This is a genomic window from Citrobacter amalonaticus, assembly GCF_018323885.1.
Lineage (GTDB): Bacteria > Pseudomonadota > Gammaproteobacteria > Enterobacterales > Enterobacteriaceae > Citrobacter_A > Citrobacter_A amalonaticus.
Genome location: NZ_AP024585.1, coordinates 4,593,212 through 4,617,437 on the forward strand (window position 1 = coordinate 4,593,212; position 24,226 = coordinate 4,617,437).

The following is a 24,226-nucleotide window of genomic DNA, read 5'->3' on the forward strand; positions in this document are numbered from 1 at the left end:
CAATCATCGATCAGAAGATATCGTTGAGCATCACACCCACACCGACGCGCGTCTGATTAAAGTTATAGTCGATCAGCGATTCGCCATACCCGCTATATACCTGGGTATAGAGACGAATATGCTTCGTCATCGGATAACTCAGCCCCAGCTCCGCGCCGCCGTAACCGGTATTCCAGTTGTACTGGCCCTTCGCGCTCAGGACCGCATCGCCCAGGTGATAGCCGACCTTAAGCTGGTAATAGCCCATGTATTTGGTGATATCCGGGTTATCGTCGGTACTGCCGATGACGTACCACGGTTTAACCTCTACCAGCCAGTTGCCATTTTCCGCCATCAGACGCGTGTAAAGACGGTTCCAGCTACGTGATGTCGGATCGGAACGCCCGTTCGAATCATGGTTGTACCCCATTTCCACGTCGCGCAGCGTCCATCCGGCAACGCGGTAATCGGTAGCAAAACCCAGGAACAGCTGCGGTTCATAGTTGGTTTCACGAAATGGTGACGACTCTTTTGTATTGGATAACTGCCACCAGGACTTCTGCGTATAAGAGGCGCCCAGAACCGAATTCGGCCCCATAATCCCACGCCAGATCGGAAACGCCAGGCTCAGCTGGAACTTCACTTCATCTTTGCGGGCATTTTCTGACCAGTTGTAGGAACTGATCGCTTCTTTGTTCATGTCGCTGGTATTGGTGTAGATCAGATAGTTCGTATCGTAGGGATAGAGCGTAAAAGGATTATCATGCTCCTGCAGCATATTGGCGATAATACTGCCCCGCACCGCCGGTGCATCATGAACCTCTTTCACCGTCGCCTCTTGCGCATACGCCGCCAGCGGCAGCAGTGCTGCTGGTAGCAACCAAGCCAGAATCGCCCGCATTCTTGTTGTTCTCCTGAACGAAAGATTTTTGATTTGTCTATTATTCTGCCAACCATTTTACATATTTACACACATCCTCGTTAGTTATCCCGTCTTAAAGTGGAAAACAACATTTAAGAAGCATAACATCAACATTTCATTAACCAATGGAGTGTTGGAATCGTATGTCTGCCGTACTGACTGCTGAACAAGTCCTGAAGCTTGTGGGCGAAATGTTTGTCTACCACATGCCGTTCAACCGGGCGCTGGGCCTGGAACTGGAACGCTATGAGAAAGAGTTTGCCCAACTGGCGTTTAATAATCAGCCGATGATGGTGGGAAACTGGGCGCAAAGCATACTGCATGGCGGGGTGATCGCCTCTGCGCTGGACGTGGCTGCCGGGCTGGTGTGTGTCGGCAGTACTCTGACGCGCCATGAAACCATCAGTGAAGACGAACTGCGCCAGCGGCTGTCTCGCATGGGGACCATCGATCTGCGCGTAGACTACCTGCGTCCGGGTCGGGGCAATCGCTTTACCGCCACCAGCAGTCTGCTGCGCGCCGGAAATAAAGTCGCCGTCGCGCGTGTGGAATTACACAACGAAGAGCAGCTTTATATTGCCAGCGCCACCGCCACTTATATGGTGGGGTAAAAACAGGTAAACTGTTGTTATATTTCAGACATGAGTTTTCCCGATGGATGCAAAACAAACGCGGCTGGGCGTGTTACTCGCGCTTGCCGCCTATTTTATTTGGGGGATCGCTCCGGCGTACTTCAAGCTAATTTATTATGTTCCCGCAGATGAAATTCTGACCCATCGCGTGATCTGGTCGTTTTTCTTTATGGTGGCGCTGATCAGCATTAGCCGACAGTGGTCGAGCGTAAAAGCGCTGCTGAAAACACCGAAAAAGATCTTCCTGTTGGCGCTCTCGGCGGTACTCGTGGGGGGCAACTGGCTGTTGTTTATCTGGGCGGTAAACAACCACCATATGCTGGAAGCCAGCCTGGGTTATTTTATCAACCCGCTGGTGAACATTGTGCTGGGAATGCTTTTCCTCGGTGAACGCTTCCGTCGGATGCAGTGGCTGGCGGTAATTCTGGCGACCTGTGGCGTTCTGGTGCAGCTCTGGACCTTCGGTTCACTGCCCGTCATCGCGCTGGGACTGGCGTTCAGCTTTGCCTTTTACGGTCTGGTACGCAAAAAAATCGCCGTTGAAGCGCAAACCGGGATGCTGGTGGAAACTTTGTGGCTGTTGCCTGTTGCCGCCATCTACCTGTTCGGTATCGCCGACAGCTCAACCAGCCATATGGGGCAGAACCCGATGTCGCTCAACCTGCTGCTGATTGCCGCCGGGGTGGTGACCACGGTTCCGCTGCTGTGCTTTACCGGTGCGGCGACGCGCCTGCGCCTTTCTACGCTGGGTTTCTTCCAGTACATCGGCCCGACGCTGATGTTCCTGCTGGCCGTCACGTTCTACGGTGAAGTGCCGGGCGCGGATAAAATGGTGACATTTGCCTTTATCTGGGTCGCGCTGGCGATCTTCGTGACGGATGCGATTTATACGCAGAGACGGGGACGTCGGAGTTAGGGGGGTTGCCGGATGGCGGCTGTGCCTTATCCGGCCTATGATGATGTACTTTCTGTAAGCCGGATAAGCGAAGCGCCATCCGGCATAACCATTACAGCCAGTTCTTCCGTTTAAAGTACAGATACGGTGCCAGACCGGCGAGCAGCATAAAGATAATCGCGCCCGGGTAGCCAAAGCTCCACTTCAGTTCAGGCATAAACTCAAAGTTCATCCCATAGCTGGATGCCACCAGCGTCGGCGGCAGGAAAACCACGGAAACCACCGAGAAGATCTTGATGATGCGGTTCTGCTCGATGTTGATAAAGCCCATCGCCGCCTGCATCAGGAAGTTCACTTTCTGAAACAGGGATTCATTGTGCGGCAGCAGGGATTCGATATCTCGCAGGATCTCGCGCGCCTGTTCCAGTTGTCCGCCCGGTAAACGCGCCTTGCGGACCAGGAAGTTCAGCGCACGCTGGGTATCCATCAGACACAGGCGGACTTTCCAGCCGATATCTTCCAGTTCTGCCAGCGTCGAGAGGGCTTCATCGTACTCATCGCCCTGGTGCCCTTCCATAATCACCCGACTCAGCTCTTCCAGATCGCTGTAGATGTTTTCGATTTCATCCGCCAGCTGTTCGATTTTGGTTTCGAACAGATCCAGCAGCAGTTCATAGGCGTTACCGTCAACCATGGCCTGGCTGCGGGCGCGCATACGATACAAACGAAACGCGGGCAGCTCACGTTCACGCAGGGTAAACAGGCGGCCATCGCGGATGGTGAATGCCACGGTGGAGTTACCCGCGTGGTCTTCTGCATCTTCGAAGAAGAAAAAGGAGTGGATGTGCAGACCGTCTTCGTCTTCGAAGAAACGGGCGGATGCTTCGATGTCTTCCAGTTCAGGACGGGTCGCCAGGCTCTGGCCCAGCTCAGATTGTACGCGCAGTCGCTCGTCGTCGTCGGGCTCGACCAGGTCGACCCAGACGGCATCAATCAGGGTTTGTGACTCTTCGACTTCCAGCCGGGTGAGTCGGTTATTTTCCAGTTGAAATGCGCTCAGCATGACCGGGACTCCCAATGCTTAAAAATATCGGACAGTTCGGTGGGCACACAGAAACAAATTGGGTTTCAGACCATTAAACAGCCTGACTCAGCGCGACGGGAAAAAAGAGAAGGTCGCTGACAACCGCTAAGGCTATCAGCAAAAAGGGATAGCCTTAGGAGTTGATCCTGGATGACAGGATAATGAGCCAGTATCTACTGGGTGTGTCCAAGGCGAATGTCCTCTTAGCGTAATCGTGCGCGCATGTTACGCCAGCAAAAATTTGCCGTCAACACGCAACGAAACGCGAAAAAGTAATAATTTCCCCTTATGCAGAAAGGTTAGCAGAGGGGGAAATTAAAGTGATAGTTATCTATAAGTTAGACCGTTTCTAACTTCGCATACGCAGCAACGAGCCATTTAATTCCCTGTCCCTGGAAAGCCACCTGCAACCGGCTGTGTTCGCCGCTGCCCTCCAGATTCACAATGGTGCCCTCGCCGAACTTAGCATGGCGCACACGCTGGCCCAGCTTGTAACCGGTGTCGTTTTCCGCCATCGGCGTCCCCATCCGCTGATGGCTCACCGGACGGCTGATCGTTGCACGCAGACGGACCTCTTCAACGCACGCTTCCGGCAACTCACCGATGAAGCGCGACGGACGGTGATACACCTCTTTGCCATACAAGCGACGCGTTTCGGCATAGGTTAGGGTCAGTTTCTGCATCGCACGGGTCACGCCGACATAGGCCAGACGACGCTCTTCTTCAAGGCGTCCGCCCTCATCCAGTGACATCTGGCTGGGGAACATCCCCTCTTCCATCCCGACGATAAACACCTGCGGGAACTCCAGCCCTTTCGCCGAGTGCAGCGTCATGAGCTGTACCGCATCCTGCCAGGTATCCGCCTGCCCTTCGCCCGCTTCCAGCGCCGCATGGGAGAGAAAGGCCTGCAACGGCATCAGATCTTCGTCTTCGTCGTTGTAGCTGAACTGGCGCGTCGCCGTCACCAGTTCCTCTAAGTTCTCGATGCGGGTCTGACCTTTCTCGCCTTTCTCCTGCTCGTACATCATGCGCAGGCCGGAATCTTTAATCACCCGGTCAGTCTGCACGTGCAGCGGCATATCTGCCGTTTCCTGCGCCAGTGCGTCAATGAGTTCCATAAAGCGTTGCAGCGCACTGGCGGCACGACCGGCCAGCGCTTTTTCCTGCAACAGTTCGCGGCACGCCTGCCACAACGTGAGCTGGCGATCGCGTGACGTCTGGCGCACCACGTCCAGCGTCCGATCGCCAATCCCGCGCGTCGGGGTATTCACCACGCGTTCAAAGGCGGCGTCATCATTGCGGTTCGCAATCAGGCGCAGATAAGAGAGTGCATCTTTGATTTCCTGACGCTCGAAGAAGCGCATGCCGCCGTATATGCGGTACGGCATACTGGCCTGTAGCAGCGCCTCTTCCAGCACACGCGACTGGGCGTTACTGCGGTAGAGAATAGCACACTGTTCCAGCGCGCCACCGTTGTCCTGCCAAGTTTTGATCCGGTTGACGACAAAGCGCGCTTCATCCAGCTCGTTAAACGCGCAGTAGAGTGAAATGGGCTCGCCTTCGACGCCATCGGTCCACAGCTTTTTACCCAGACGCCCATTGTTGTTCTCGATCAGGGCGTTCGCCGCGCTGAGAATATTACTGGTTGAGCGGTAGTTCTGCTCAAGACGGATGGTTTGCGCACCGGGGAAGTCGTTCAGGAAGCGCTGGATGTTTTCTACCTGCGCGCCGCGCCAGCCGTAGATCGACTGGTCGTCATCGCCCACGATCATCACTTTGCCGGTATCGCCAGCCAGCAGACGGATCCAGGCATACTGGATGTTGTTGGTATCCTGGAATTCGTCCACCAGGATATTCGTGAAACGTTCGCGGTAGTGCTGAAGAATATGCGGTTTGTTGAGCCACAGCTCATGCGCGCGCAGCAGTAGTTCGGCAAAATCCACCAGCCCCGCACGATCGCACGCTTCCTGATAGGCCTGATACACCTTCTGCCAGGTCTGCTCAATCGGGTTACCGAAACTCTGAATATGATGTGGGCGTAGACCTTCGTCTTTCTGTCCGTTGATGTACCACATCGCCTGACGCGCCGGCCACTGCTTCTCGTCGAGGTTCATCGCCTTAATCAGACGCTTGAGCAGACGCAACTGGTCTTCGCTGTCGAGGATCTGAAAATCCTGCGGCAAATTCGCATCCATGTGATGCGCGCGCAACAGTCGGTGCGCCAGACCGTGGAAAGTGCCGACCCACATGCCGCCCTGGCTGGTGCCCATAATCTGGCCGATACGATGACGCATCTCCGCCGCCGCTTTATTGGTAAAGGTTACCGCCATAATCGAATACGGCGAGTTATTTTCTACCGTCAGCAGCCAGGCGATACGGTGTACCAGTACGCGTGTCTTACCGCTCCCTGCCCCCGCGAGAACCAGCATGTTGCTACGTGGCGCGGCCACCGCTTCGCGCTGTTTATCATTGAGGCTGTCGAGCAGATAAGAAACGTCCATTGGCACCGCCGCATTAAAAGAAGTAGGGCGGATAAGCGTCGCGCCATCCGCCAAAAAGCTGTGTATTTATACAGAACTGCTGGTGATTATATCAGCGAGGTCAGAGATGCCAACTGTGAAATCTCAATATGTGGTAGTAAGCGGCTGTCAAAAGTGTGCATCAGGTCGGCATTTTCCGGTTTAATCCAACAGGCCTGCAACCCACTGCGGATCGCCCCGGCAACGTCGGTCGTCAGATCGTCGCCCACGTGCAGGATCTCGCCGATCGGCACAGTTAACTTTTCCGCCGCCAGAAAGTACATATCACTGAACGGCTTTGAGCGTCCGTCCGGACCGGCGCGCAGCACAAATTCGAAATAGTCGCCGAGGCCGAACAGCTCCGGCTGCGCGTTGCCGTTGGTGATCGCCACCAGCGGCCACTTTCTCGCTAACGCTTTCAGCGTGTCGTGCGTCTCTTGCGGGACATCGACCTGACTGCGCCACTTCGCAAAGTTCATCATCGCGGCATTCGCCCCCGCAACCGCCTCCTGCGCGGAGAGTCCGGCGTTTAGCATGGCACGCTCGACGGCGCGATGACGCCAGCGGGTGACATCGTGGTAAATTTCCGGCTCCGCTTCCCGTACCGCCTGACGCAAGCGTTGCAGATCAGTATTTTGCAGCGTGCGTAGCGCCGGATGGTAGTTTTGCACAAAGGCGAGCGCTTCCTGTTCGGTGCGCTGGATAACCGGACGGTTATCGTAAAGAGTGTCATCGAGATCGAACGTGATCGCCGAGATGGGTCCTGGAGACCGGTAAAAACGCATTATTTCCCCCGTTTGGCGCGTGGATGCGCCGCATCGTACACCGAGGCCAGGTGTTGAAAATCAAGATGAGTATAGATTTGCGTGGTCGAGAGGTTGGCGTGTCCCAGCAGTTCCTGTACGCCTCGCAGGTCACCGCTCGATTCCAGCATATGCGTGGCAAACGAGTGGCGCAGCTTATGCGGATGCACGTGGCTGTTTAACCCCTGCTTAATGCCCCACTCGGCAAAACGCTTTTGCACGCTGCGCGCGGAAATACGGTTGCCCAGCTTCGACAGGAACAGCGCGTCTTCCTCGCTGCCAAACAACCCGCGCAGATCCAGCCAGTGCTCAATCCACGCCACCGCATTGCGACCAATGGGCAGGCGACGCTCTTTGCTGCCTTTCCCCATCACCCACACTTCACCGGTGTCGAGATCCAGATGTTTGATGTCCAGCCCCACCAGCTCCGACAAACGCAGACCCGCACCGTACATCACCTCCAGCATCGCGCGGTCGCGCACGGCGAGCGGATCGTTAAGGTCGATATCCAGCAGACGGTTCACATCATCAACATCGATATTTTTCGGCAAATGGCGCGGCGCTTTGGGTGCCTGTACCCCTTTCGCCGGATTGGCTTTCAGCTTGCCTTCGCTAACCATCCAGTCGAAGAAGCTGCGCAGAGCAGAGAGGCGTAGCGCGAGACTCGCAGGGCCAAGCCCTTTACGGCGGCTGCGCACCGCGAAACTGCGCACCATTGCAGCGTCACATTGTTGCCAGCTTTGCAGTCCGGTTTCGCCGGCTAAAGCGATGATGGCATCAAGCTGACGCTGATAGTTTTTCAGCGTGATGGGGCTAAGCTGGCGTTCTACGCCCAGATAGCGCAGAAATCGGGTGACATCGGTGGCAAAGTCCGTCATACGCGCTCAATCCAGCGCTCCAGCAGATCCGGCATCATTAGCGCGATTTCATGCAGGAGTTGCGTTCCCTGGCCTGCCTGATAGTGATGCGTGTCGCGGCTGCTGAACAAAATGACGCCCAAATCGCCGTCACGTCCCAGCATCGACATCGCCACCGAACCAATCGCCTTCGCTTCCGGCAACACCACCAGCAATTCCGGACCGTTTAAGGTGCCCAGATAGTGCTGCTCCTGCCCCAGCCGCTGAATACGCAGCGGTTCGAAGGCCTGGCGGCTTAACGCCAGATGGGTATAGCTTGACGGCGCGCCGAGACGCCAGCGATCGGGAAACAGGCGCACCGTGGCACCGGCAAGGCCCAGTTCACGCGCCCAGCGATGAAAGCGCATCAGCATATCGTCCAGGCTGGTCGCGGCAACCAGACGTCCCTGCAAATGCAACAGGCGATAAAACAGGCTTTCGTTGGCATTCGCCTGCGCCATCAACAGCGACATATTTTCTTCAAGGACGTTAATGTGATTACGCGCGCGGGCCATGTGCCACTCAACGAGCGAGACGGTGCCCCGCACCGGGTGCGGCACCCGCATCGCTTCCACGGCATGCGCATTGCGGATAAAAAACTCAGGGTTTTTCTGCAGATAGTCGACGACCGCCCGGTCATCGAGTTCCGTAAGCGTTTCCTGTAGTTCTTCCCCTGGCTGCTTCATAGATGGATAAACCCGTCATAGACATGTGCCGCCGGGCCAGTCATGTATAACGGATGACCCGGACCTTTCCAGGCGATATCAAGGCGACCGCCCGGTAATTCCACGCGGACCTCTTCCGCCAGCAAACCTTGCTGAATGCCGACGGCGACGGCCGCGCACGCGCCGCTCCCACAGGCCTGTGTCTCTCCCGCGCCGCGCTCATAAACGCGTAGGCGAATATGCTCGCGTTTCATGATCTGCATAAAACCGATATTGGCCCGTTCAGGAAAACGTTCGTGACTTTCCAGAACCGGTCCTAGCGTTTCCACCGCCGCCGTATCAACATCGTCGACCTGAATCACACAGTGCGGATTACCCATTGAAACGACACCGCACAATATTGTCTGTTCCGCCGCTCGCATAATATAGGTCTTTTCCGCTTTGTTAGCGCGAAAAGGCACCTGCGATGGCTCAAAATTGGGTTCACCCATGTTGACGCGCACCAACTCATCGTCCGTCACGCTCAACACCATCCGCCCATTCGCCGTACTGACGCGAATATCACGTTTGTTGGTTAACCCTTTGAGGCGCACAAAACGGGCAAAACAGCGCGCGCCATTACCACATTGCGACACTTCACTGCCGTCGGCATTAAAAATGCGGTAATGAAAATCCAGCTCAGGATCGTACGGAGGTTCAACCACCAGCAGTTGATCAAACCCCACCCCCAGATGCCTGTCAGATAAGCGACGGATCAATTCTGGCGAAAAAAAGACATTCTGCGTTACCGCGTCGACGACCATAAAATCGTTGCCAAGGCCATGCATTTTAGAGAATTGCATTATTCACTCCGTTCACGCGGGTACAGAAACACACCGTCAGTAGTTCACCTGGGAAGGCCCATCTCCCGTGGCACGATCGTTTTGATCGGGCGTGGTGGATTGCGTTTGTGTATCAACCGGTTTAGTCGGCGGCGGTGCATTTTTATCAGCCGGAGGGAAATAGAGCGGCCCTTTAAGGCCACAACCCGTCAGGCTGAACAGAGTGAGAAGAACAGCGAGTGCCTGAAAGACGTTTTTCATTATGGATTGCCTGTAAGTTCATACTTTCTGTTTTCTATCATCGCAGGAGAAGGCGTAAAAGCAAGAGTTTGCCTGTAATCTGCAACGCGATTTGTTTCAGGTTATACTGCCGCCATCACGAAAAAACGGGAAACGACAATGAACGACAGTGAATTTCATCGCCTGGCCGATACCTTGTGGATGACCATCGAAGAGCGTCTTGACGACTGGGATGGCGACAGCGATATCGACTGCGAAATCAATGACGGCGTACTGACCATTAGCTTTGAAAACGGCAGCAAAATCATTATTAACCGTCAGGAACCGCTGCATCAGGTGTGGCTGGCGACCAAACAGGGCGGCTACCATTTTGACCTGAAAGGGGATGAATGGGTTTGCGACCGGAGCGGAGAAACCTTCTGGGATCTGCTGGAACAGGCGGCAACGCATCAGGCGGGCGAAGAAGTCAGCTTCCGTTAAGTCTTATTTGCCGGATAACATCCGGCAAAACTATCACGAGAAATACTGCTGCAACTGCGGCGTGTCGTTATCCTGATTGGCTGGCGGAACGTTGCCGAGTGATTGTGCGCGGAACGGGATCACCTGTGCGCGCCCGTCCGTATTCACAATCTGATAGAACTGCGGCAGGTTGAAGTTGATGAAACTGGAGCCGTATGTAAAGCGGTCGTGCGACGAGGAGTAGAAGCGGCTGACGTCGCGCACCAGCTCTTCTTTGCTGCCTTCGCAGTGATGATACACTTCCGCCCGGTTACTCTCGTCCAGAATGTAGATGTTAAAGCCCTTCTCATCACCGGTCTCTTCAAAGAAGAACTGAATGATCCCTTCGCTGGCGAAGCCATCCACGACCGACGGCAGTTTCACCTGATTGGTTTCCACCTGAACTGACAGGCCGTGCAATTTGTTATGCGAAATTGCGCCGTAGAACTCAATGGCGTTTTCCAGCTTCTGTACCGACACATTCAGGCGTTCAAAGAACAGGCCCCATGTCTGACCGGAAACGCGCAGTGCCTTAAAGCGCCCTGTCTCCTGACGAGTACTGGAGAGACGCAGCTCGATGCACTCTGAAACCAGTTGCTGCACGCGGGTACGAATCAAACCACGCAGATGCTGGCTGTAGCAGAACACTTCCACGCTGTCCGGCGGCGCGGCGTCCTGGTGCATTTTGCCCAGAATCGTTTTCAGTGCTTCGATCATCGCCTGTTCGCCGTTGAAATGCAGCGTACGCACTTCATTCCACGAGTTGCGGTACAGCAGATCTACGCTGCCCACCAGGCAATTTTGCTCTTCGCCAAAGCTGAAAACATCCAGCTTACGGAAGTCAAAATGGACCACCTGATTGCGGAATGCCGCCGTCGGGTCATATTCGAGGTTAACGATGATCGCCAGATGGCGAATTTCACACGGGCTGTAGAGCGCTTTCGGCGTCGGCGCAGGCAAACGTAGCGGGAAATGGTGCGACACATCGGCCACCATCTCCTGCAATTTCGGCAGATCGACAATGCCGTTGCCCTTAATAAACAGATGCGTGCGCGACGTCAGCAGACCGTTAAACCACGCCCAGGCCACCAGCTTATTCAGATAGCGGTTATATTCCAGCGGCTGATGGCTGATGATGGAATCCATGTTTGGCGCACGGTTGTAGAGATACCAACCTGAACGGTTGGCGCGACCTGGCGGAACGTGGATAAAGGTTAAGTTCGGTTCAGAGAGGTCCGGCGAAATCTGTGGGTTCACCAGCGTAACTTTACCGGGTAACGCTTCAAACGCGGCGTACAGCTTACGGGTCAGAACGCCAATATCCTGCGGGCTGGCGCTGACGCTGAGATTATTACGACGCGCAAAGCGGATCAGATTACGGTAGCTCTGCATCATAGCATCGAGCAGTTCGTTGTGCGCTTCACGTACCTGATCAATCTTCCAGTTCGCCCGGTTGTCGAGCATGGCCAGACGATTTTCGTCCCATCCCCACTCGCTTACTAACTGACTGAGCACTTCACGACGCCAGCCGACGCAGGCGCGTTCGCGGCTCAGTTTTTCGCAAACTTTTAAGTAGAAACATCGGCGCACTAAATCCAGGCGCGTCGGATCTTCAATCGCCGTGAGGTATTCCGTCACGCGTTCCAGCATCATGCAGTACGGGTCAAGACCAAACGAGACGATCTCGCCGTCATGCAGGCGCTGTTTAATGTCTTTCGCCAACAGGCGTGGATTGGGGTATTCCCAGGAGTAGGCTTCCAGCAACAGCGTTTTCAGCACCGCCTTGTACGGTGAATCGATACTTTTATACAGTTGCCAGAGGCTGGCGCCAAAGTACTCTTCAGCGGAGAGCGAGCTTAATCCGCCCAGGTCCAGCCATTCGTTTGGCGTGAGCACACCCTGAGCGTAGAGCGTCATAACGTAGTCGTCGTAATGCTCTTCTTCATCGCCCGGCACCATATTCCACAGAATACGCTTACCGGCGAGACGCACCGCGGTACGGTAGAATTCATCCAGCAGCAGGATATGCTGCGTCGAGCCACAGTCTTCACCACCCAGACTGCCGCTTTCATTATGGCGGAAACGGTTTTCATCAATCAGGAAGAAGCTGACTTCCACCCCCAGCGAAGCGGCCCAGCTTTCCAGCAGACTGCATTTACGCTGCAGCAGTTGTCGTTCTTCACTGTCCAGCCAGGACTGGTGGCACACCCAGATATCAAGATCCGACGAACAGCTTTGTCCGACAGAGGAGGTGCTGCCCATGGAATAAACGCCGGTAATCGGCAATTCACCTTTTGGCGGATCCTGCGGCGCCAGACCGCGATACAGTTCCAGTTCGTTCAGATAGTGGCGTTGGGTTTCATCAGGCGTGTAAAAGCAAATGCCTCTGGGAACGTTACCATCGAGGTATCCCGGCATCAGCGGATGGTGATAGTGCAATAATGTCGGCAGAAGACTGTACACCTGCTGGAAAGCAGGTCCCATGGCAGCAAGCGCGCGATCCACACGCAGTTGATTAATGGCATCCAGTCTCTGTTTCAGAGTCTCAATATAGAGGTACAAGACGTATCGCCTGATGTTGCTACCCGTCATGCCGTCGATTGTCGCAGCGCGATCCGCTTACCAACAACCTTCACCATTCGGGATAAACCAAATGACAAAAATAACCGTTACCTTTTACGACCTTTTTTTTGTGCGTTCAGTCGAAAAAATGGCCTAAAACGTGATCAATTTAACACCTTGCTCATTGACCGTAAAGAAAGATGCGCTACATACAAGTGTAGCACCAATCGCTTCGCGTAAATTCTGAAGTACGCCCGGACGGTTTCTCGTCATTAAATACTGCCAGCCGCAACACAGCGTCTTATCCTTGACTTACCTTTGACCGTAACACTGACATCCCACTTGTAAGGATGTTAGGATGAACCACGGACGATAATGACGGTAACAAGCATGTTAGACAATGTTTTAAGAATTGCCACACGCCAAAGCCCCCTCGCGCTCTGGCAGGCACATTATGTCAAAGACGCTCTGATGGCGAGCCATCCCGGCCTGGTCGTGGAGCTGGTGCCTATGGTGACGCGTGGTGATGTCATTCTTGATACCCCACTGGCGAAAGTAGGCGGCAAAGGTCTGTTCGTAAAAGAGCTGGAAGTTGCGCTGCTCGAAAAACGTGCCGACATCGCGGTGCACTCAATGAAAGATGTTCCGGTTGAATTTCCGGAAGGTCTGGGACTGGTTACTATCTGTGAGCGCGACGATCCGCGCGACGCCTTTGTCTCGAACACATATAACACCCTTGATGAACTGCCTGCCGGCAGCATCGTGGGCACCTCCAGTTTGCGTCGCCAGTGTCAGCTGGCAGAACGCCGTCCGGATCTCGTCATCCGTTCACTGCGCGGCAACGTTGGAACCCGCCTGAGCAAGCTGGATAACGGCGACTATGATGCCATTATCCTGGCCGTTGCCGGTTTAAAACGCTTAGGACTGGAATCGCGTATCCGCACGGCGCTACCACCAGAAGTGTCGCTGCCTGCCGTGGGGCAAGGCGCAGTTGGCATCGAATGCCGCCTCGACGATAGCCGGACTCAGGCGCTGCTGGCCCCGCTGAATGATGAAATGACCGCCCTTCGCGTCAAAGCCGAGCGCGCCATGAACACCCGCCTGGAAGGGGGCTGTCAGGTGCCAATTGGCAGCTATGCTGAAATCATTGATGGTGAGATTTGGCTACGCGCGCTGGTCGGTGCGCCAGACGGTTCACAAATGGTACGCGGAGAGCGCCGTGGCTCGCCCGATCAGGCGGAGCAGATGGGCATTTCGCTGGCCGAAGAGCTGCTGGATAACGGCGCGCGCGCGATTCTGACCGAGGTTTATAACGGAGAATCCCCCGCATGAGTATCCTGGTCACCCGCCCGTCTCCCGCAGGGGAAGCGTTAGTGAGCCGTCTGCGCACACTGGGGCAGGAGGCCTGGAGTTTTCCGCTCATCGAATTTACCCCGGGTCAGGATTTATCGCGACTGGCCGGGGTGTTTTCGACGATCACTGATAACGATCTGCTCTTTGTGCTGTCACAGCACGCGGTCTCTTTTGCCCATGCGCAACTGGAACGTGAAGGGCTGAAGTGGCCGGCCGCCGCGCACTATTTTGCTATTGGTCGCACGACCGCCCTGGCGCTGCATACCGTCAGCGGATATGACATTCGCTATCCACTGGATCGGGAAATCAGCGAAGTCTTGCTACAATTACCTGAATTACAAAATATTGCGGGCAAACGTGCGCTGATCTTACGCGGCAACGGCGGTCGGGAGCTATTAGGCGAAACCCTGGCGGCACGCGGTGCAGATGTCACGTTTTATGAATGTTATCAACGTAGTGCTAAACCTTACGATGGGGCACAAGAAGCGATGCGCTGGCAGTCGCGCGGCGTGACAACGATAGTGGTCACCAGCGGGGAAATGCTGCAACAGCTTAACGCACTAATCCCGCAGTGGTATCGCGAAAACTGGTTACTACGCTGTCGGCTTATTGTCGTCAGCGAGCGTCTGGCGCACCTCGCCCGGGAACTGGGCTGGCAAGATATTAAGGTCGCTGATAACGCCGACAACGATGCGCTACTGCGCGCATTACAATAACTCTCATAATGGGAAGCCATAATGACGGAACAAGAAAAATCCTCCGCCGTGGTTGAAGAGACCAGGGAGGCCGTGGAAACTCAGCCACAGCCAGCTACTGCTGAAAAAAAGAGTAAAAACGGCACTGCGCTCATCCTGAGTGCGGTGGCAATCGCCATCGCGCTGGCAGCCGGTGTTGGACTCTATGGCTGGGGAAAACAACAGGCGACCACACAGACCGCCACCAGCGATGCACTGGCTAATCAACTGACCGCGCTGCAAAAAGCGCAGGAAAGCCAGAAGGCGGAGCTGGAAGGCGTCATTAAACAGCAGGCGGCGCAGCTTGAGCAGGCCAACCGTCAGCAAACTGAACTGGCGAAACAGCTGGATGAAGTCCAACAGAAAGTCGCCACGATTTCCGGTAGCGATGCCAAAACGTGGCTGCTTGCGCAGGCCGATTTTCTGGTCAAGCTAGCCGGACGTAAGCTGTGGAGCGATCAGGATGTGACGACGGCGGCCGCACTACTGAAGAGCGCAGATGCCAGCCTCGCGGACATGAACGATCCCAGCCTGATTACCGCACGCCGGGCTATCACCGATGATATCGCCAGTCTTTCCTCCGTCGCTCAGGTGGATTACGACGGTATCATCCTGAAAATTAATCAGCTTTCTAATCAGATCGATAACCTGCGTCTGGCGGATAACGACAGCGACGGTTCACCGATGGACGCCGACAGCCCTGAGCTTTCCAGTTCAATCAGCGAATGGCGCGTCAATCTGCAAAAAAGCTGGCAGAACTTTATGGACAGCTTTATCACCATCCGCCGCCGCGATGATACTGCGGTCCCGCTGTTAGCGCCGAATCAGGATGTCTATCTGCGGGAAAACATCCGCTCTCGTCTGCTGGTTGCCGCCCAGGCTGTGCCGCGCCATCAGGAAGAGACTTACCGTCAGGCGCTGGATAACGTCTCCACCTGGGTGCGTGCCTACTACGATACCGACGACGCCACGACAAAAGCCTTCCTTGAAGAAGTGGACAAGTTGAGTCAGCAGAGCATCACGATGGACGTACCGGAAACGCTGCAAAGCCAGGCGATCCTCGAAAAATTGATGCAAACCCGCGTGCGTAACCTGCTGGCACAACCGGGCGCCGCGCCATCTGAAGCGGCCCCCGCCCCTGCGTCTGAAGCACCGCAGGCAGAAACCCCGGCAGCCGCGCCGCAAGGAGAATAATGATGCTAAAAGTATTATTGCTCTTTGTGCTGTTGATCGCGGGTATCGTGATCGGCCCGATGATTGCCGGTCACCAGGGTTATGTCCTGATCCAGACCGACACGTACAACATTGAAACCAGCGTGACCGGGCTGGTCATTATCCTGATCCTTGCGATGGTGGTACTGTTTGCCATCGAATGGCTGCTGCGCCGCCTCTTCCGAACCGGCGCACATACGCGCGGCTGGTTTGTGGGTCGCAAACGTCGTCGTGCCCGCAAGCAGACCGAACAGGCGCTGTTGAAACTGGCGGAAGGAGACTATCAGCAGGTTGAGAAGCTGATGGCGAAAAATGCCGATCATGCTGAACAGCCGGTAGTGAACTACCTGCTCGCCGCTGAAGCAGCGCAACAGCGTGGTGACGAAGCGCGCGCAAACCAACATCTGGAACGTGCGGCAGAACTCGCGGGCAACGACACGATCCCGGTTGAGATTGCGCGTGTCCGCCTGCAACTGGCGCGCAATGAGAACCATGCCGCGCGCCACGGCGTGGATAAATTGCTGGAGGTAACGCCGCGCCATCCGGAAGTATTGCGTCTGGCAGAACAGGCCTACATTCGCACCGGTGCCTGGAGCTCGCTGCTGGATATCATCCCGTCAATGGCGAAAGCGAACGTCGGTGATGAAGAGCATCGTGCGATGCTGGAACAGCAGGCGTGGATTGGTCTGATGGATCAGGCACGTGCCGATCAGGGTAGCGATGGTCTACGCGAATGGTGGAAAAACCAGAGCCGTAAAACCCGTCATCAGGTCGCCCTGCAGGTGGCCATGGCCGAGCATCTGATTGAATGCGACGATCACGACATGGCGCAGCAAATCATTATCGACGGTCTGAAGCGTCAGTATGACGATCGCCTCGTGCTGCCAATTCCGCGTCTGAAAACCAATAATCCGGAACAGCTGGAGAAAGTCCTGCGTCAGCAAATCAAGACCGTCGGCGATCGCCCGCTGCTGTGGAGTACGCTGGGTCAGTCGCTGATGAAGCACGGCGAATGGCAGGAAGCGACCGTTGCCTTCCGCGCCGCGCTGAAGCAGCGCCCGGACGCGTACGATTATGCCTGGCTTGCCGACGCGCTCGACCGCCTGCATCAACCGGAAGAAGCGGCCACCATGCGCCGTGACGGCCTGATGCTGACGTTGCAGAATAATCCCCCGCAATAACGCCCTGACGCCCGGTGACGCTTCGCGCTCCGGGCATTAATCGCATACACAAAATCATTCGGGATGCATCGAGGCGGCAAGTCTGAGGATCCCCGGGAGCTTACATAAGTCAGTGACCGGGGTGAGCAGGCGCAGCCAACAAAGGGGCAGCCTTGAGGATGACGTATATGCATAAAAAAACGCCCGCTTTTTTGGAGCAGGCGTTAAACAGGTCTGTATGACAACATAAATGGGTGCTTCACTCAACGTTATGTCCATGGTGTTTGATGAGGCCGAAGCGACATCTGTCTGTGGACGATAAGCACCGTAAACGGCTCTGCATCATTCCTGAGTTTATGAGGCACTATGGCGAGCATAAGAGATGGAATGAGCATCTACCCGACTATTATTGCACATTGCATGCCAGGATTGCACCGCTAAAAATAGGGATTAAGATAATTCGCTATCCCTGAACTGGCGCGGGTTGTCGGCGATTTTGCCTTTTTCTGCCAGCCGGAAATACACCTCATTGTCGCTCAGCAGAGACAGATCTCGCCCGATATACGAAAATCTTGAAATTTCAGAAGGTTAACCGTCACCAAATGGCGACAATGGCAAACAGGGTTGTCTCAGGGAAGCAACAGGGGAAAAGAAGAAGAAAGTGTGGCGTAGAAAAAGAAAAACCCCGCCGAAGCGGGGTTCAAAATTGGTCGGCGAGAGAGGATTCGAACCTCCGACCCACTGGTCCCAAACCAGTTGCGCTACCAAGCTGCGCTACTCGCCGATGTACTGCTTTTTGAATTTTTAGTTCAATTCGTTAAGTCGTGGTGCGAGGGGGGGGACTTGAACCCCCACGTCCGTAAGGACACTAACACCTGAAGCTAGCGCGTCTACCAATTCCGCCACCTTCGCATTTCACAACTTTTAATAATGGGGTGGCTAATGGGATTCGAACCCACGACAACTGGAATCACAATCCAGGGCTCTACCAACTGAGCTATAGCCACCACTGCAAATCTTTGTTACGCGGTATCAAAACCACCGCAGCTCCAGCACCGGGTAAATGGTGCGCCCGACAGGATTCGAACCTGAGACCTCTGCCTCCGGAGGGCAGCGCTCTATCCAGCTGAGCTACGGGCGCTTAGCGCCGTTGCGGGGGTGGATAATACGGACTTCACACCCCGCTGTCTAGTGCCTTTTTAAATAAAATGCGCGTTTGGTTACGCTTTGCGCGTTTTGTCGCTTATTCCCCCGTTTTCTGGGCGATACCCTGACGGTTGAGGCCAAAAACCTTGTAAACAGCCGTCACGGAGAGCAGGAAGATGATGCCGACAAACAGCGACATACGGGTATCTTCATTAAAGTACATGCCGATCAGTACGCAAACCAGGAAAGCCATCGTCAAATAGTTTGCCCACGGGAACAGAATCGAACGGAACGGATGGCTGGCCATCGCCGCTTTATGCGCCCGACGAAAACGCAACTGGCTAATCAGGATCACAAACCACGGCACCATCCCCGGCAGCACGCTTGCACTATAAACATAGACGAAGACGCGCTGCGGATTAGGAATGATGTAGTTCAGGCACGAACCGACCAGCAGAATCGCAATCGACAACGCCACGCCCGCCACCGGAACGCCGTGACGGGAAACTTTCCCCATCGCCGCCGGCAGTTGACGATTCTTCGCCAGCGCGTAAAGCATACGCCCACAACTGTACATTCCGCTGTTACAGCCAGACAGCGCGGCGGTCAGCACGACAAAGTTGATAATCGCCGCCGCGGTAGTGATACCAATTTTGGCAAAGGTCAGGACGAACGGACTGCCGTTGCTACCAATTTCGTTCCACGGGAAGATAGTGACGATCACGAAAATCGCTCCCACGTAGAAGATCAGAATACGCCACAGCACTTTACCTACCGCGCTACGCAGCGTGACCTGCGGGTTTTTGGCTTCGCCCGCCGTAATCCCAATCAGCTCCACGCCCTGATAAGAGGCGACCACAATACACAACGCGGTGAGGAAGCCTTTCCAGCCACCGGCAAAGAAACCGCCGTGCCCGGTCAGGTTACCAAAGCCAATCGGCTGCCCGCCGTTGCCGAGGCCGAAGAAAATCACGCCCAGCCCCACCACAATCATCACGATGATGGTGGTGACTTTGATCATCGCAAACCAGAACTCAATTTCGCCATACAGACGAACGGCCGCCAGGTTTGCCAGCGCCACCAGTCCAACGGCAATTAGCGCCGGTATCCATTGCGCCATTTCCGGAAACCAGAACTGGACATAGACGCCGATCGCGGTGATCTCCGAAATACCGACCGCCATCCACATAAACCAGTATGACCATGCGGTGAGATAACCGAAGAACGGGCTCATGTAGCGGTGAGCGTAAACGGCGAAAGAACCGGCAACCGGCTCCAGGAACAGCATCTCGCCCATTGAACGCATAATGAAAAAGACGAACAGGCCGGCGACAATATATGCCAGCAGTACCGATGGTCCTGCCCATTTCAGGGTGCTTGCCGCCCCCATAAACAGGCCGACGCCAATGGTGCCCCCGAGGGCAATCAATTCGATATGACGAGCCTCCAGCCCACGCTGCAGCTCCGGTTTATTCTCTGCCATAAATCCTCTTGTCGTGTTTACATGCTTTCCGGCATTGCCGGTTATTGTTATGGGTACATCGCTGGGGGCGCATGTTTTCGCAAATTTGGCGAAATGGCAAACGAAGCATTAAAAAATTGCATTTTTTTGTAAAAACAGTGCAAAAATGAGGCAACATGGTAGCGCATGGAGCAGAATGCGCTACCTGCATGAAGAAGGGGTTTTTAGATATTACCGCTGTAGTGCCAGCGCAGGTAACGCAGTAAACGGAGTTGACGGGTAATGCGGCTCGGCTGCGACAGCAAGCGATACAGCCACTCCAGCCCCAGATTTTGCCACACCTTCGGCGCGCGTTTTACATGACCGGTGAAAACATCATAGGTACCGCCGACGCCCATATAGAGCGCATGCGGATGCACCTGCCGGCAATCGCGCATAAAGATTTCCTGTTTCGGCGATCCCATCGCCACGGTGACGATTTTCGCCCCACTGGCGTGGATTTGCTCAAATAGCGCAGGACGCTGCTCCGGCGTAAAATAACCGTCCTGGCTGCCGACAATGTTCACATTCCACTGGGCGCGCAGTTTCGCTTGCGTTTGCACCAGCACTTCCGGCTTTCCGCCCACAAGGAATACCGGCGTGCCTTCCTCACCCGCGCGGGCCATCAACGCTTCCCAGAGATCGGCACCCGCCACGCGAGAAACCTGGGCATGCGGAAATTTTTTGCGTACCGAGCGCACGACGCTGATCCCGTCGGCATATTTATACTCTGCCGCCTCAATCAGGGTACGGACTTCTGGGTTATCTTCCGCCGTCAGGACCTTTTCTGCGTTAATCGCCACCAGCGTACCTTGTTTAAGCTGGCCGCCAGCATAGAGATAATCCAGCGCATGGTGCATATCACGCCAGCCAATCAGCTGGAGTCCGCGCAGATCGTAAATTGGTGCTGTTGTATTATCAGTCATTGCTATCCTTCAACCTGTTTGTCTGGCAGGGCTCGCCAACGTTTATGGATCAGTCCGGCCTGGTCAAACAGCCAGAACAGAAGTTTTGCCACCAGCAAACAGGCACCAAAAACCACCAGGAAAAAAACAACACGCGAGACAAACGAGTCCAGTCCCTCTCGCGCCAGCACGATCATATTGAAAATCGCGCCAAAGCAAAAACTATGCAAAATCGCGGCCTTGTAGCGGTTGGCCTCACGATTACCCAGCTCGTACAGCCAGTCGAACCATTTGATGATAAGCCCTACCACAACCGCGCCCAGCGGGATAAACAGCGCGCCGCCCATCACCACCAGCGAACCAATCAGCGTTGGCGAAATCGCCAGACCGGAATGGTTGTTCAGCACTTCCCACGTAAAGTAGTTCGCCGTATTCAGCACCACACTCGGCCGCCCTGGCCAAAGCCAGGAAGGAATAAAGACGTAGAAATCACGGGCAATTGGCGCCAGCCCCTGAAAGTCGATTTTGTCGTAATTTTGCAGCAGCAGCGCCAGGTTCTCCCACGGAGAAAACGTGTCACGGGTGAGATAGAGAAACGTATAGAACGCCTCGTCACCGCTGACGTTCAGCCCGTAGCGCTTCAATGCCAGCCAGAACATCCCGACAATCCCCAGCACGCCTGCCGCCGCCAGCATCCACAGCGAGATCCAGCCGCGAATAATGCCGATAAACAGGAAGATGGCGAAGGCAATGATGATATTGGCGCGAGTGCCGCCGACAATCATATACGTCAGCAGGCCAAATGCGACGGTGCTGACCAGGAAGAACAGCCACGCTTTGCTGTCCTGGCGCAGGAAATAGACCACCAGCATGGCCGGGATGAAAAAGTAAAAGAAGCGTTTTAACGCCACGCCGGAAACTTCACTGGAAAAAATCTGGCTATACGACTGCAGGCGGAACAGTAAAAAGCCGTTGTGCATGAAGAAGATGCCCACGCTGATCAGCGCAATCCCCATCAGAATCATCCAGGTGAGATGGGTTTCCACCCGATTCATCGTGAACAGCGGTTTGTACGGCGCGTCCGCAACCCGTTTGCGCAAGCGGGTCTTATAGGTCACATAGTAGATCGCGTAGAAACAGGCGGCGGAAAGCAGCGCCTGTAGCAGGATTTCCGGCGGTGCGACGGCAACGTCAAAGCGGAACGCCAGCACGCTGGTCAGCGGAAAGCCAAAAAAGAAGGTCAGCAAAAACAGCAGCGAGAAGAAAACGTTGAAGTTGAAGCGCACGCGGCGAAACTCAAACCAGGTTAGCGTGGCGATAAACAACGTGGAGAGGAGCCAGACAACAAACAGGCCGCTGAACTGCATCAGACTCATAGCGCCTCCCCTGCGGCAACCTGCAACGCGTGATGCCAGGGCTGCAAATAGTTCGGGCTAAAGAAGGTAATGGTATTTTTATCGACTGAGGCCAGCTGGCGCTGCGCCTCGCGCACCACCTGTTCGTTAAGTTCATCGGTCGTAAACAGCACCGGAAGATGCTGTTCCACCATGTCCTGCCAGAAGGGATTTTCGCGGTTCAGCACGCAGGGCACGCCTGCCTGAATCAGCAAACACAAGGTGCCAATTCCCTGCTGACGGGCAAAAATAAAGTACCCGAGATCGCACTGACGAAGCAGCACCAGATAGTCGTCGAACGCCAGCTTGTTGCTGAGGATCTGCAGGTTATCTGCACTGAACAGTCTTAGCCCCGCCTGACGAACGTCCGCGATATACGCCTCGTTATTCGCCGGATAGCCCATCGGGACAACCACATTTACGGTGTCGCCAAACTGCTGATGCACCGCCCGCAGCGCGGCGATATGTTCGTTGCTGCGATCGCCTGAGTTGCCCACCAGAATGGTCATTTTTCCGCTGCGTTGGCGATCGTTCACCATATTGTTGAGCGCGGGATCCATTCGCGTCGGGAAATAGAGCAGTTCTCCCGGCACGCGCGGATGCTGTTGGGCGAAATAGTTCAGATCGCCACGGGTGGCAAAAACGCCCCCAACACGGCTTTGCGCCAGACGGCGAAGCGGATAAAACAGTTTGAATTTCAGTCCGCTGGAGACTTCATACAGATCCGCGCCCCAGATGTACCAGTAAAACTGACTGGGCTTAATTCCACCGCTCAGTAACGCCAGCCACAGCGCCATATTAAACTGACCGTGGAAGAAGAAACGCTGCTGTCTGTTCGCTTTAGCTTGCGCTATCACCGCTTGCGCCAGCGATTTTTTACCGCTGTAGAAACGGATGGAGAGCGCCGGGCAACTTTCCGTCAACCCGGCATCCTGACCGGCGACCATAAAGACACGGGCATGCTCACTGGTCGATGCCAGCGTATCGTTGAAAAACCGCAGCACGGTTTGATTATGGTGAGGGATATCCGATCCCAGTACGTGAATCAGTACAGTCATGCCCGCCTACGCCAGAGTAAAAATACACAACAACATAAAGAAAAATAGACGACATACGTTGCCATATAGGCCTGTGCCGCACCCAGCGCGCCATGTGCCGGGATCAGCCAGTGCGCAAATGCCGTCAATAAAAAGAACTGGCTGATTTCCGCCAGAATATAAAACCGCAGTGACGCTTTGGCGATCACCAGGTAACCGAAGACATATGCCCCAACTTTCAGCACATCTCCAACCAACTGCCAGGCAAACAGATCGCGCATGGCGGTGAATTTCTCAGAGAACAGCAGCCAGATAGCAAAGTCACGCAGCAGCCAGACGGAGAAGCTCGCAGCGGCCACCGCAGGCAGAACAAACTTCAGCGACTTCACCACTTCCCGTGTGATGTCCCGCTTTTCGGTAAGGCGCGACAGCGTCGGCAACAGGTAAACGCTAAACGACGCGGTAATAAATTGTAGGTAAGCATCCGAGATACTGCTCACCCCTTGCCAGATTCCGACGTCATCCCAACTGTAGTGCGCCGCCAGCAGGTTTCGCATCATCACATACGCCACTGGCAGCGTGACGGAGGTGATCAGCGCCATCAGGGTAAACTTGCTGAGCTGGCCCGCCAGCCCGTTATCCCAGGATGGCTTGAGATAGCACAGAGGGATCATTCCGCGTTTCAGCAGCATGGCTGCCGCCGGGATCACCACCAGTGCGGGCACCAGCGCCAGGCCGAGGAGCGCGCCTTCATAGCCACCCAGCCGGTAACAGCCATAATAGGCGACAACGCCCACCAGGCTGCCGACAATCAGTGACAGCGCATTCCCGGCCGCATCACGAAATCCTTTCATTAACGCCAGCAGCAGGTTGGCCCAGGCAATCCCCATCTGCACCAGCGCCACTAAGCGTACTAACCCCTGATACTGCGTATGACCAAACAGTCCCTGGCTAATCGGTGCCGCCGCAAGCAGAAACACCAGCGCCAGCAGCGTCGAAAAACCCAGCACCATCGCCGAGGATGTCCCGACCACCTGCCGCAATTGTTCGGGGTTATCGTGAGACTGCGCAACGTATTTGGTGACGCCGTTGAAAATGCCGGCCCCCGCCAGGACGCCAAGCACGGTGACCATCTGACGGAAATTTCCCGCTTGCCCGACACCCGCCGGGCCGAATGACACCGCCAGCAGCTTAACGACCAGTAACCCCGCGCCAATTTTGACCAGCGTGCTGGCCGCCGTCCACAAGGACGCTTTCGCAAGCGACAT

General features: G+C 55.2%; 22 protein-coding genes and 4 tRNA genes. 7 read left to right on the forward strand and 19 right to left on the reverse strand.

Features of this window, described 5'->3' with window-relative positions; genetic code table 11:
- Positions 1-10 precede the first annotated feature (10 nt).
- Positions 11-880, reverse strand: coding sequence for a phospholipase A (pldA, locus tag KI228_RS21680; protein ID WP_042998814.1), 870 nt, complete (start codon positions 878-880; stop codon positions 11-13).
- A gap of 164 nt (positions 881-1,044) precedes the next feature.
- Here pldA and yigI point away from each other — a divergent pair, with 164 nt between their 5' ends.
- The gene (gene yigI, locus KI228_RS21685) at positions 1,045-1,512 is read left to right on the forward strand and encodes an acyl-CoA thioesterase YigI (protein ID WP_042998813.1); all 468 of its coding nucleotides are present in this window, start codon (positions 1,045-1,047) and stop codon (positions 1,510-1,512) included.
- 43 nt (positions 1,513-1,555) lie between these two features.
- Entirely contained in the window at positions 1,556-2,449 is an 894-nt protein-coding gene (gene rarD / locus KI228_RS21690) for an EamA family transporter RarD (protein ID WP_042998812.1), read from the forward strand.
- 91 nt (positions 2,450-2,540) lie between these two features.
- Here rarD and corA read toward each other — a convergent pair whose 3' ends face one another.
- The 8 genes from corA to lptM form a co-directional block, all read right to left on the reverse strand.
- Positions 2,541-3,491, reverse strand: coding sequence for a magnesium/cobalt transporter CorA (corA, locus tag KI228_RS21695; RefSeq protein WP_042326126.1), 951 nt, complete (start codon positions 3,489-3,491; stop codon positions 2,541-2,543).
- A 154-nt stretch (positions 3,492-3,645) separates the two neighbouring features.
- Positions 3,646-3,702: a YsgD/CorL family protein gene (gene ysgD / locus KI228_RS21700; protein ID WP_212723238.1), complete on the reverse strand. Its 57-nt coding sequence runs from the start codon at positions 3,700-3,702 to the stop codon at positions 3,646-3,648.
- A gap of 148 nt (positions 3,703-3,850) precedes the next feature.
- Entirely contained in the window at positions 3,851-6,013 is a 2,163-nt protein-coding gene (gene uvrD, locus KI228_RS21705; protein WP_044258300.1) for a DNA helicase II, read from the reverse strand.
- 86 nt (positions 6,014-6,099) lie between these two features.
- Positions 6,100-6,816, reverse strand: a complete 717-nt coding sequence (gene yigB / locus KI228_RS21710) for a 5-amino-6-(5-phospho-D-ribitylamino)uracil phosphatase YigB (protein WP_042998810.1) — start codon at positions 6,814-6,816, stop codon at positions 6,100-6,102.
- Positions 6,816-7,712, reverse strand: a complete 897-nt coding sequence (gene xerC / locus KI228_RS21715; protein WP_141227677.1) for a tyrosine recombinase XerC — start codon at positions 7,710-7,712, stop codon at positions 6,816-6,818. The genes yigB and xerC overlap by 1 nt, the downstream gene beginning before the upstream one ends.
- Complete coding sequence (locus tag KI228_RS21720) at positions 7,709-8,416, reverse strand: DUF484 domain-containing protein (protein WP_042998808.1); 708 nt, start codon at positions 8,414-8,416, stop codon at positions 7,709-7,711. Before KI228_RS21720 ends, xerC begins: the two co-directional genes overlap by 4 nt.
- Positions 8,413-9,237, reverse strand: coding sequence for a diaminopimelate epimerase (gene dapF, locus KI228_RS21725; RefSeq protein WP_042998807.1), 825 nt, complete (start codon positions 9,235-9,237; stop codon positions 8,413-8,415). The genes KI228_RS21720 and dapF overlap by 4 nt, the downstream gene beginning before the upstream one ends.
- A 36-nt stretch (positions 9,238-9,273) precedes the next feature.
- Positions 9,274-9,477 (reverse strand): LPS translocon maturation chaperone LptM, encoded by a 204-nt coding sequence (gene lptM, locus KI228_RS21730; protein ID WP_042326113.1) that lies wholly within the window; start codon positions 9,475-9,477, stop codon positions 9,274-9,276.
- 138 nt (positions 9,478-9,615) lie between these two features.
- On the opposite strand from lptM, the gene cyaY reads away from it, so the two are divergent.
- Positions 9,616-9,936 (forward strand): iron donor protein CyaY, encoded by a 321-nt coding sequence (gene cyaY / locus KI228_RS21735; protein WP_061069433.1) that lies wholly within the window; start codon positions 9,616-9,618, stop codon positions 9,934-9,936.
- A gap of 33 nt (positions 9,937-9,969) precedes the next feature.
- Here the strand turns inward: cyaY and cyaA are convergent, their stop codons facing one another.
- The gene (gene cyaA, locus KI228_RS21740; protein ID WP_042998805.1) at positions 9,970-12,516 is read right to left on the reverse strand and encodes a class I adenylate cyclase; all 2,547 of its coding nucleotides are present in this window, start codon (positions 12,514-12,516) and stop codon (positions 9,970-9,972) included.
- A gap of 390 nt (positions 12,517-12,906) precedes the next feature.
- Between cyaA and hemC the strand changes: the two genes are divergently transcribed.
- The 4 genes from hemC to hemY are packed head-to-tail and all read left to right on the forward strand — an operon-like array spanning position 12,907 to position 16,996.
- Complete coding sequence (gene hemC / locus KI228_RS21745) at positions 12,907-13,848, forward strand: hydroxymethylbilane synthase (RefSeq protein WP_042998804.1); 942 nt, start codon at positions 12,907-12,909, stop codon at positions 13,846-13,848.
- Positions 13,845-14,585 (forward strand): uroporphyrinogen-III synthase, encoded by a 741-nt coding sequence (hemD, locus tag KI228_RS21750; protein WP_044258294.1) that lies wholly within the window; start codon positions 13,845-13,847, stop codon positions 14,583-14,585. The genes hemC and hemD overlap by 4 nt, the downstream gene beginning before the upstream one ends.
- A gap of 21 nt (positions 14,586-14,606) precedes the next feature.
- Positions 14,607-15,797: a uroporphyrinogen-III C-methyltransferase gene (gene hemX / locus KI228_RS21755; protein WP_061069432.1), complete on the forward strand. Its 1,191-nt coding sequence runs from the start codon at positions 14,607-14,609 to the stop codon at positions 15,795-15,797.
- A 2-nt stretch (positions 15,798-15,799) separates the two neighbouring features.
- Positions 15,800-16,996 carry a protoheme IX biogenesis protein HemY gene (hemY, locus tag KI228_RS21760; protein ID WP_044258291.1) on the forward strand — a complete coding sequence of 399 codons (1,197 nt, stop codon included), beginning with the start codon at positions 15,800-15,802 and terminating at the stop codon, positions 16,994-16,996.
- Positions 16,997-17,682: 686 nt separating this feature from the next.
- Here the strand turns inward: hemY and KI228_RS21765 are convergent.
- From KI228_RS21765 to wzxE, 9 genes are all read right to left on the reverse strand, one after another.
- A tRNA-Pro gene (locus KI228_RS21765) sits at positions 17,683-17,759 on the reverse strand.
- Positions 17,760-17,800: 41 nt separating this feature from the next.
- Positions 17,801-17,887, reverse strand: a tRNA-Leu gene (locus KI228_RS21770).
- Positions 17,888-17,906: 19 nt separating this feature from the next.
- Positions 17,907-17,982: transfer RNA gene (locus tag KI228_RS21775), tRNA-His, on the reverse strand.
- Positions 17,983-18,039: 57 nt separating this feature from the next.
- Positions 18,040-18,116, reverse strand: a tRNA-Arg gene (locus tag KI228_RS21780).
- A gap of 102 nt (positions 18,117-18,218) precedes the next feature.
- Positions 18,219-19,604 carry a bifunctional threonine/serine APC transporter ThrP gene (gene thrP, locus KI228_RS21785; protein WP_042998800.1) on the reverse strand — a complete coding sequence of 462 codons (1,386 nt, stop codon included), beginning with the start codon at positions 19,602-19,604 and terminating at the stop codon, positions 18,219-18,221.
- 203 nt (positions 19,605-19,807) lie between these two features.
- The gene (gene wecG, locus KI228_RS21790) at positions 19,808-20,548 is read right to left on the reverse strand and encodes a lipopolysaccharide N-acetylmannosaminouronosyltransferase (protein ID WP_044258290.1); all 741 of its coding nucleotides are present in this window, start codon (positions 20,546-20,548) and stop codon (positions 19,808-19,810) included.
- Positions 20,549-20,550: 2 nt separating this feature from the next.
- A complete protein-coding gene (wzyE, locus tag KI228_RS21795) occupies positions 20,551-21,903 on the reverse strand; it encodes an ECA oligosaccharide polymerase (protein ID WP_042998798.1) in 1,353 nt (450 codons plus the stop codon).
- Complete coding sequence (locus KI228_RS21800) at positions 21,900-22,979, reverse strand: TDP-N-acetylfucosamine:lipid II N-acetylfucosaminyltransferase (RefSeq protein ID WP_061069431.1); 1,080 nt, start codon at positions 22,977-22,979, stop codon at positions 21,900-21,902. Before KI228_RS21800 ends, wzyE begins: the two co-directional genes overlap by 4 nt.
- Positions 22,976-24,226 (reverse strand): lipid III flippase WzxE, encoded by a 1,251-nt coding sequence (gene wzxE, locus KI228_RS21805; RefSeq protein WP_044258285.1) that lies wholly within the window; start codon positions 24,224-24,226, stop codon positions 22,976-22,978. The genes KI228_RS21800 and wzxE overlap by 4 nt, the downstream gene beginning before the upstream one ends.

Excerpts from the sequence above, each read along its gene's own strand:
- pldA (WP_042998814.1), bottom strand. The coding sequence starts at position 880 with ATGCGGGCGATTCTGGCTTGGTTGCTACCAGCAGCACTGCTGCCGCTG.
- yigI (WP_042998813.1), top strand. The coding sequence starts at position 1,045 with ATGTCTGCCGTACTGACTGCTGAACAAGTCCTGAAGCTTGTGGGCGAA.
- rarD (WP_042998812.1), top strand. The coding sequence starts at position 1,556 with ATGGATGCAAAACAAACGCGGCTGGGCGTGTTACTCGCGCTTGCCGCC.
- corA (WP_042326126.1), bottom strand. The coding sequence starts at position 3,491 with ATGCTGAGCGCATTTCAACTGGAAAATAACCGACTCACCCGGCTGGAA.
- uvrD (WP_044258300.1), bottom strand. The coding sequence starts at position 6,013 with ATGGACGTTTCTTATCTGCTCGACAGCCTCAATGATAAACAGCGCGAA.
- yigB (WP_042998810.1), bottom strand. The coding sequence starts at position 6,816 with ATGCGTTTTTACCGGTCTCCAGGACCCATCTCGGCGATCACGTTCGAT.
- xerC (WP_141227677.1), bottom strand. The coding sequence starts at position 7,712 with ATGACGGACTTTGCCACCGATGTCACCCGATTTCTGCGCTATCTGGGC.
- KI228_RS21720 (WP_042998808.1), bottom strand. The coding sequence starts at position 8,416 with ATGAAGCAGCCAGGGGAAGAACTACAGGAAACGCTTACGGAACTCGAT.
- dapF (WP_042998807.1), bottom strand. The coding sequence starts at position 9,237 with ATGCAATTCTCTAAAATGCATGGCCTTGGCAACGATTTTATGGTCGTC.
- lptM (WP_042326113.1), bottom strand. The coding sequence starts at position 9,477 with ATGAAAAACGTCTTTCAGGCACTCGCTGTTCTTCTCACTCTGTTCAGC.
- cyaY (WP_061069433.1), top strand. The coding sequence starts at position 9,616 with ATGAACGACAGTGAATTTCATCGCCTGGCCGATACCTTGTGGATGACC.
- hemC (WP_042998804.1), top strand. The coding sequence starts at position 12,907 with ATGTTAGACAATGTTTTAAGAATTGCCACACGCCAAAGCCCCCTCGCG.
- hemD (WP_044258294.1), top strand. The coding sequence starts at position 13,845 with ATGAGTATCCTGGTCACCCGCCCGTCTCCCGCAGGGGAAGCGTTAGTG.
- hemX (WP_061069432.1), top strand. The coding sequence starts at position 14,607 with ATGACGGAACAAGAAAAATCCTCCGCCGTGGTTGAAGAGACCAGGGAG.
- hemY (WP_044258291.1), top strand. The coding sequence starts at position 15,800 with ATGCTAAAAGTATTATTGCTCTTTGTGCTGTTGATCGCGGGTATCGTG.
- thrP (WP_042998800.1), bottom strand. The coding sequence starts at position 19,604 with ATGGCAGAGAATAAACCGGAGCTGCAGCGTGGGCTGGAGGCTCGTCAT.
- wecG (WP_044258290.1), bottom strand. The coding sequence starts at position 20,548 with ATGACTGATAATACAACAGCACCAATTTACGATCTGCGCGGACTCCAG.
- wzyE (WP_042998798.1), bottom strand. The coding sequence starts at position 21,903 with ATGAGTCTGATGCAGTTCAGCGGCCTGTTTGTTGTCTGGCTCCTCTCC.
- KI228_RS21800 (WP_061069431.1), bottom strand. The coding sequence starts at position 22,979 with ATGACTGTACTGATTCACGTACTGGGATCGGATATCCCTCACCATAAT.
- wzxE (WP_044258285.1), bottom strand. The coding sequence starts at position 24,226 with ATGTCGCTTGCGAAAGCGTCCTTGTGGACGGCGGCCAGCACGCTGGTC.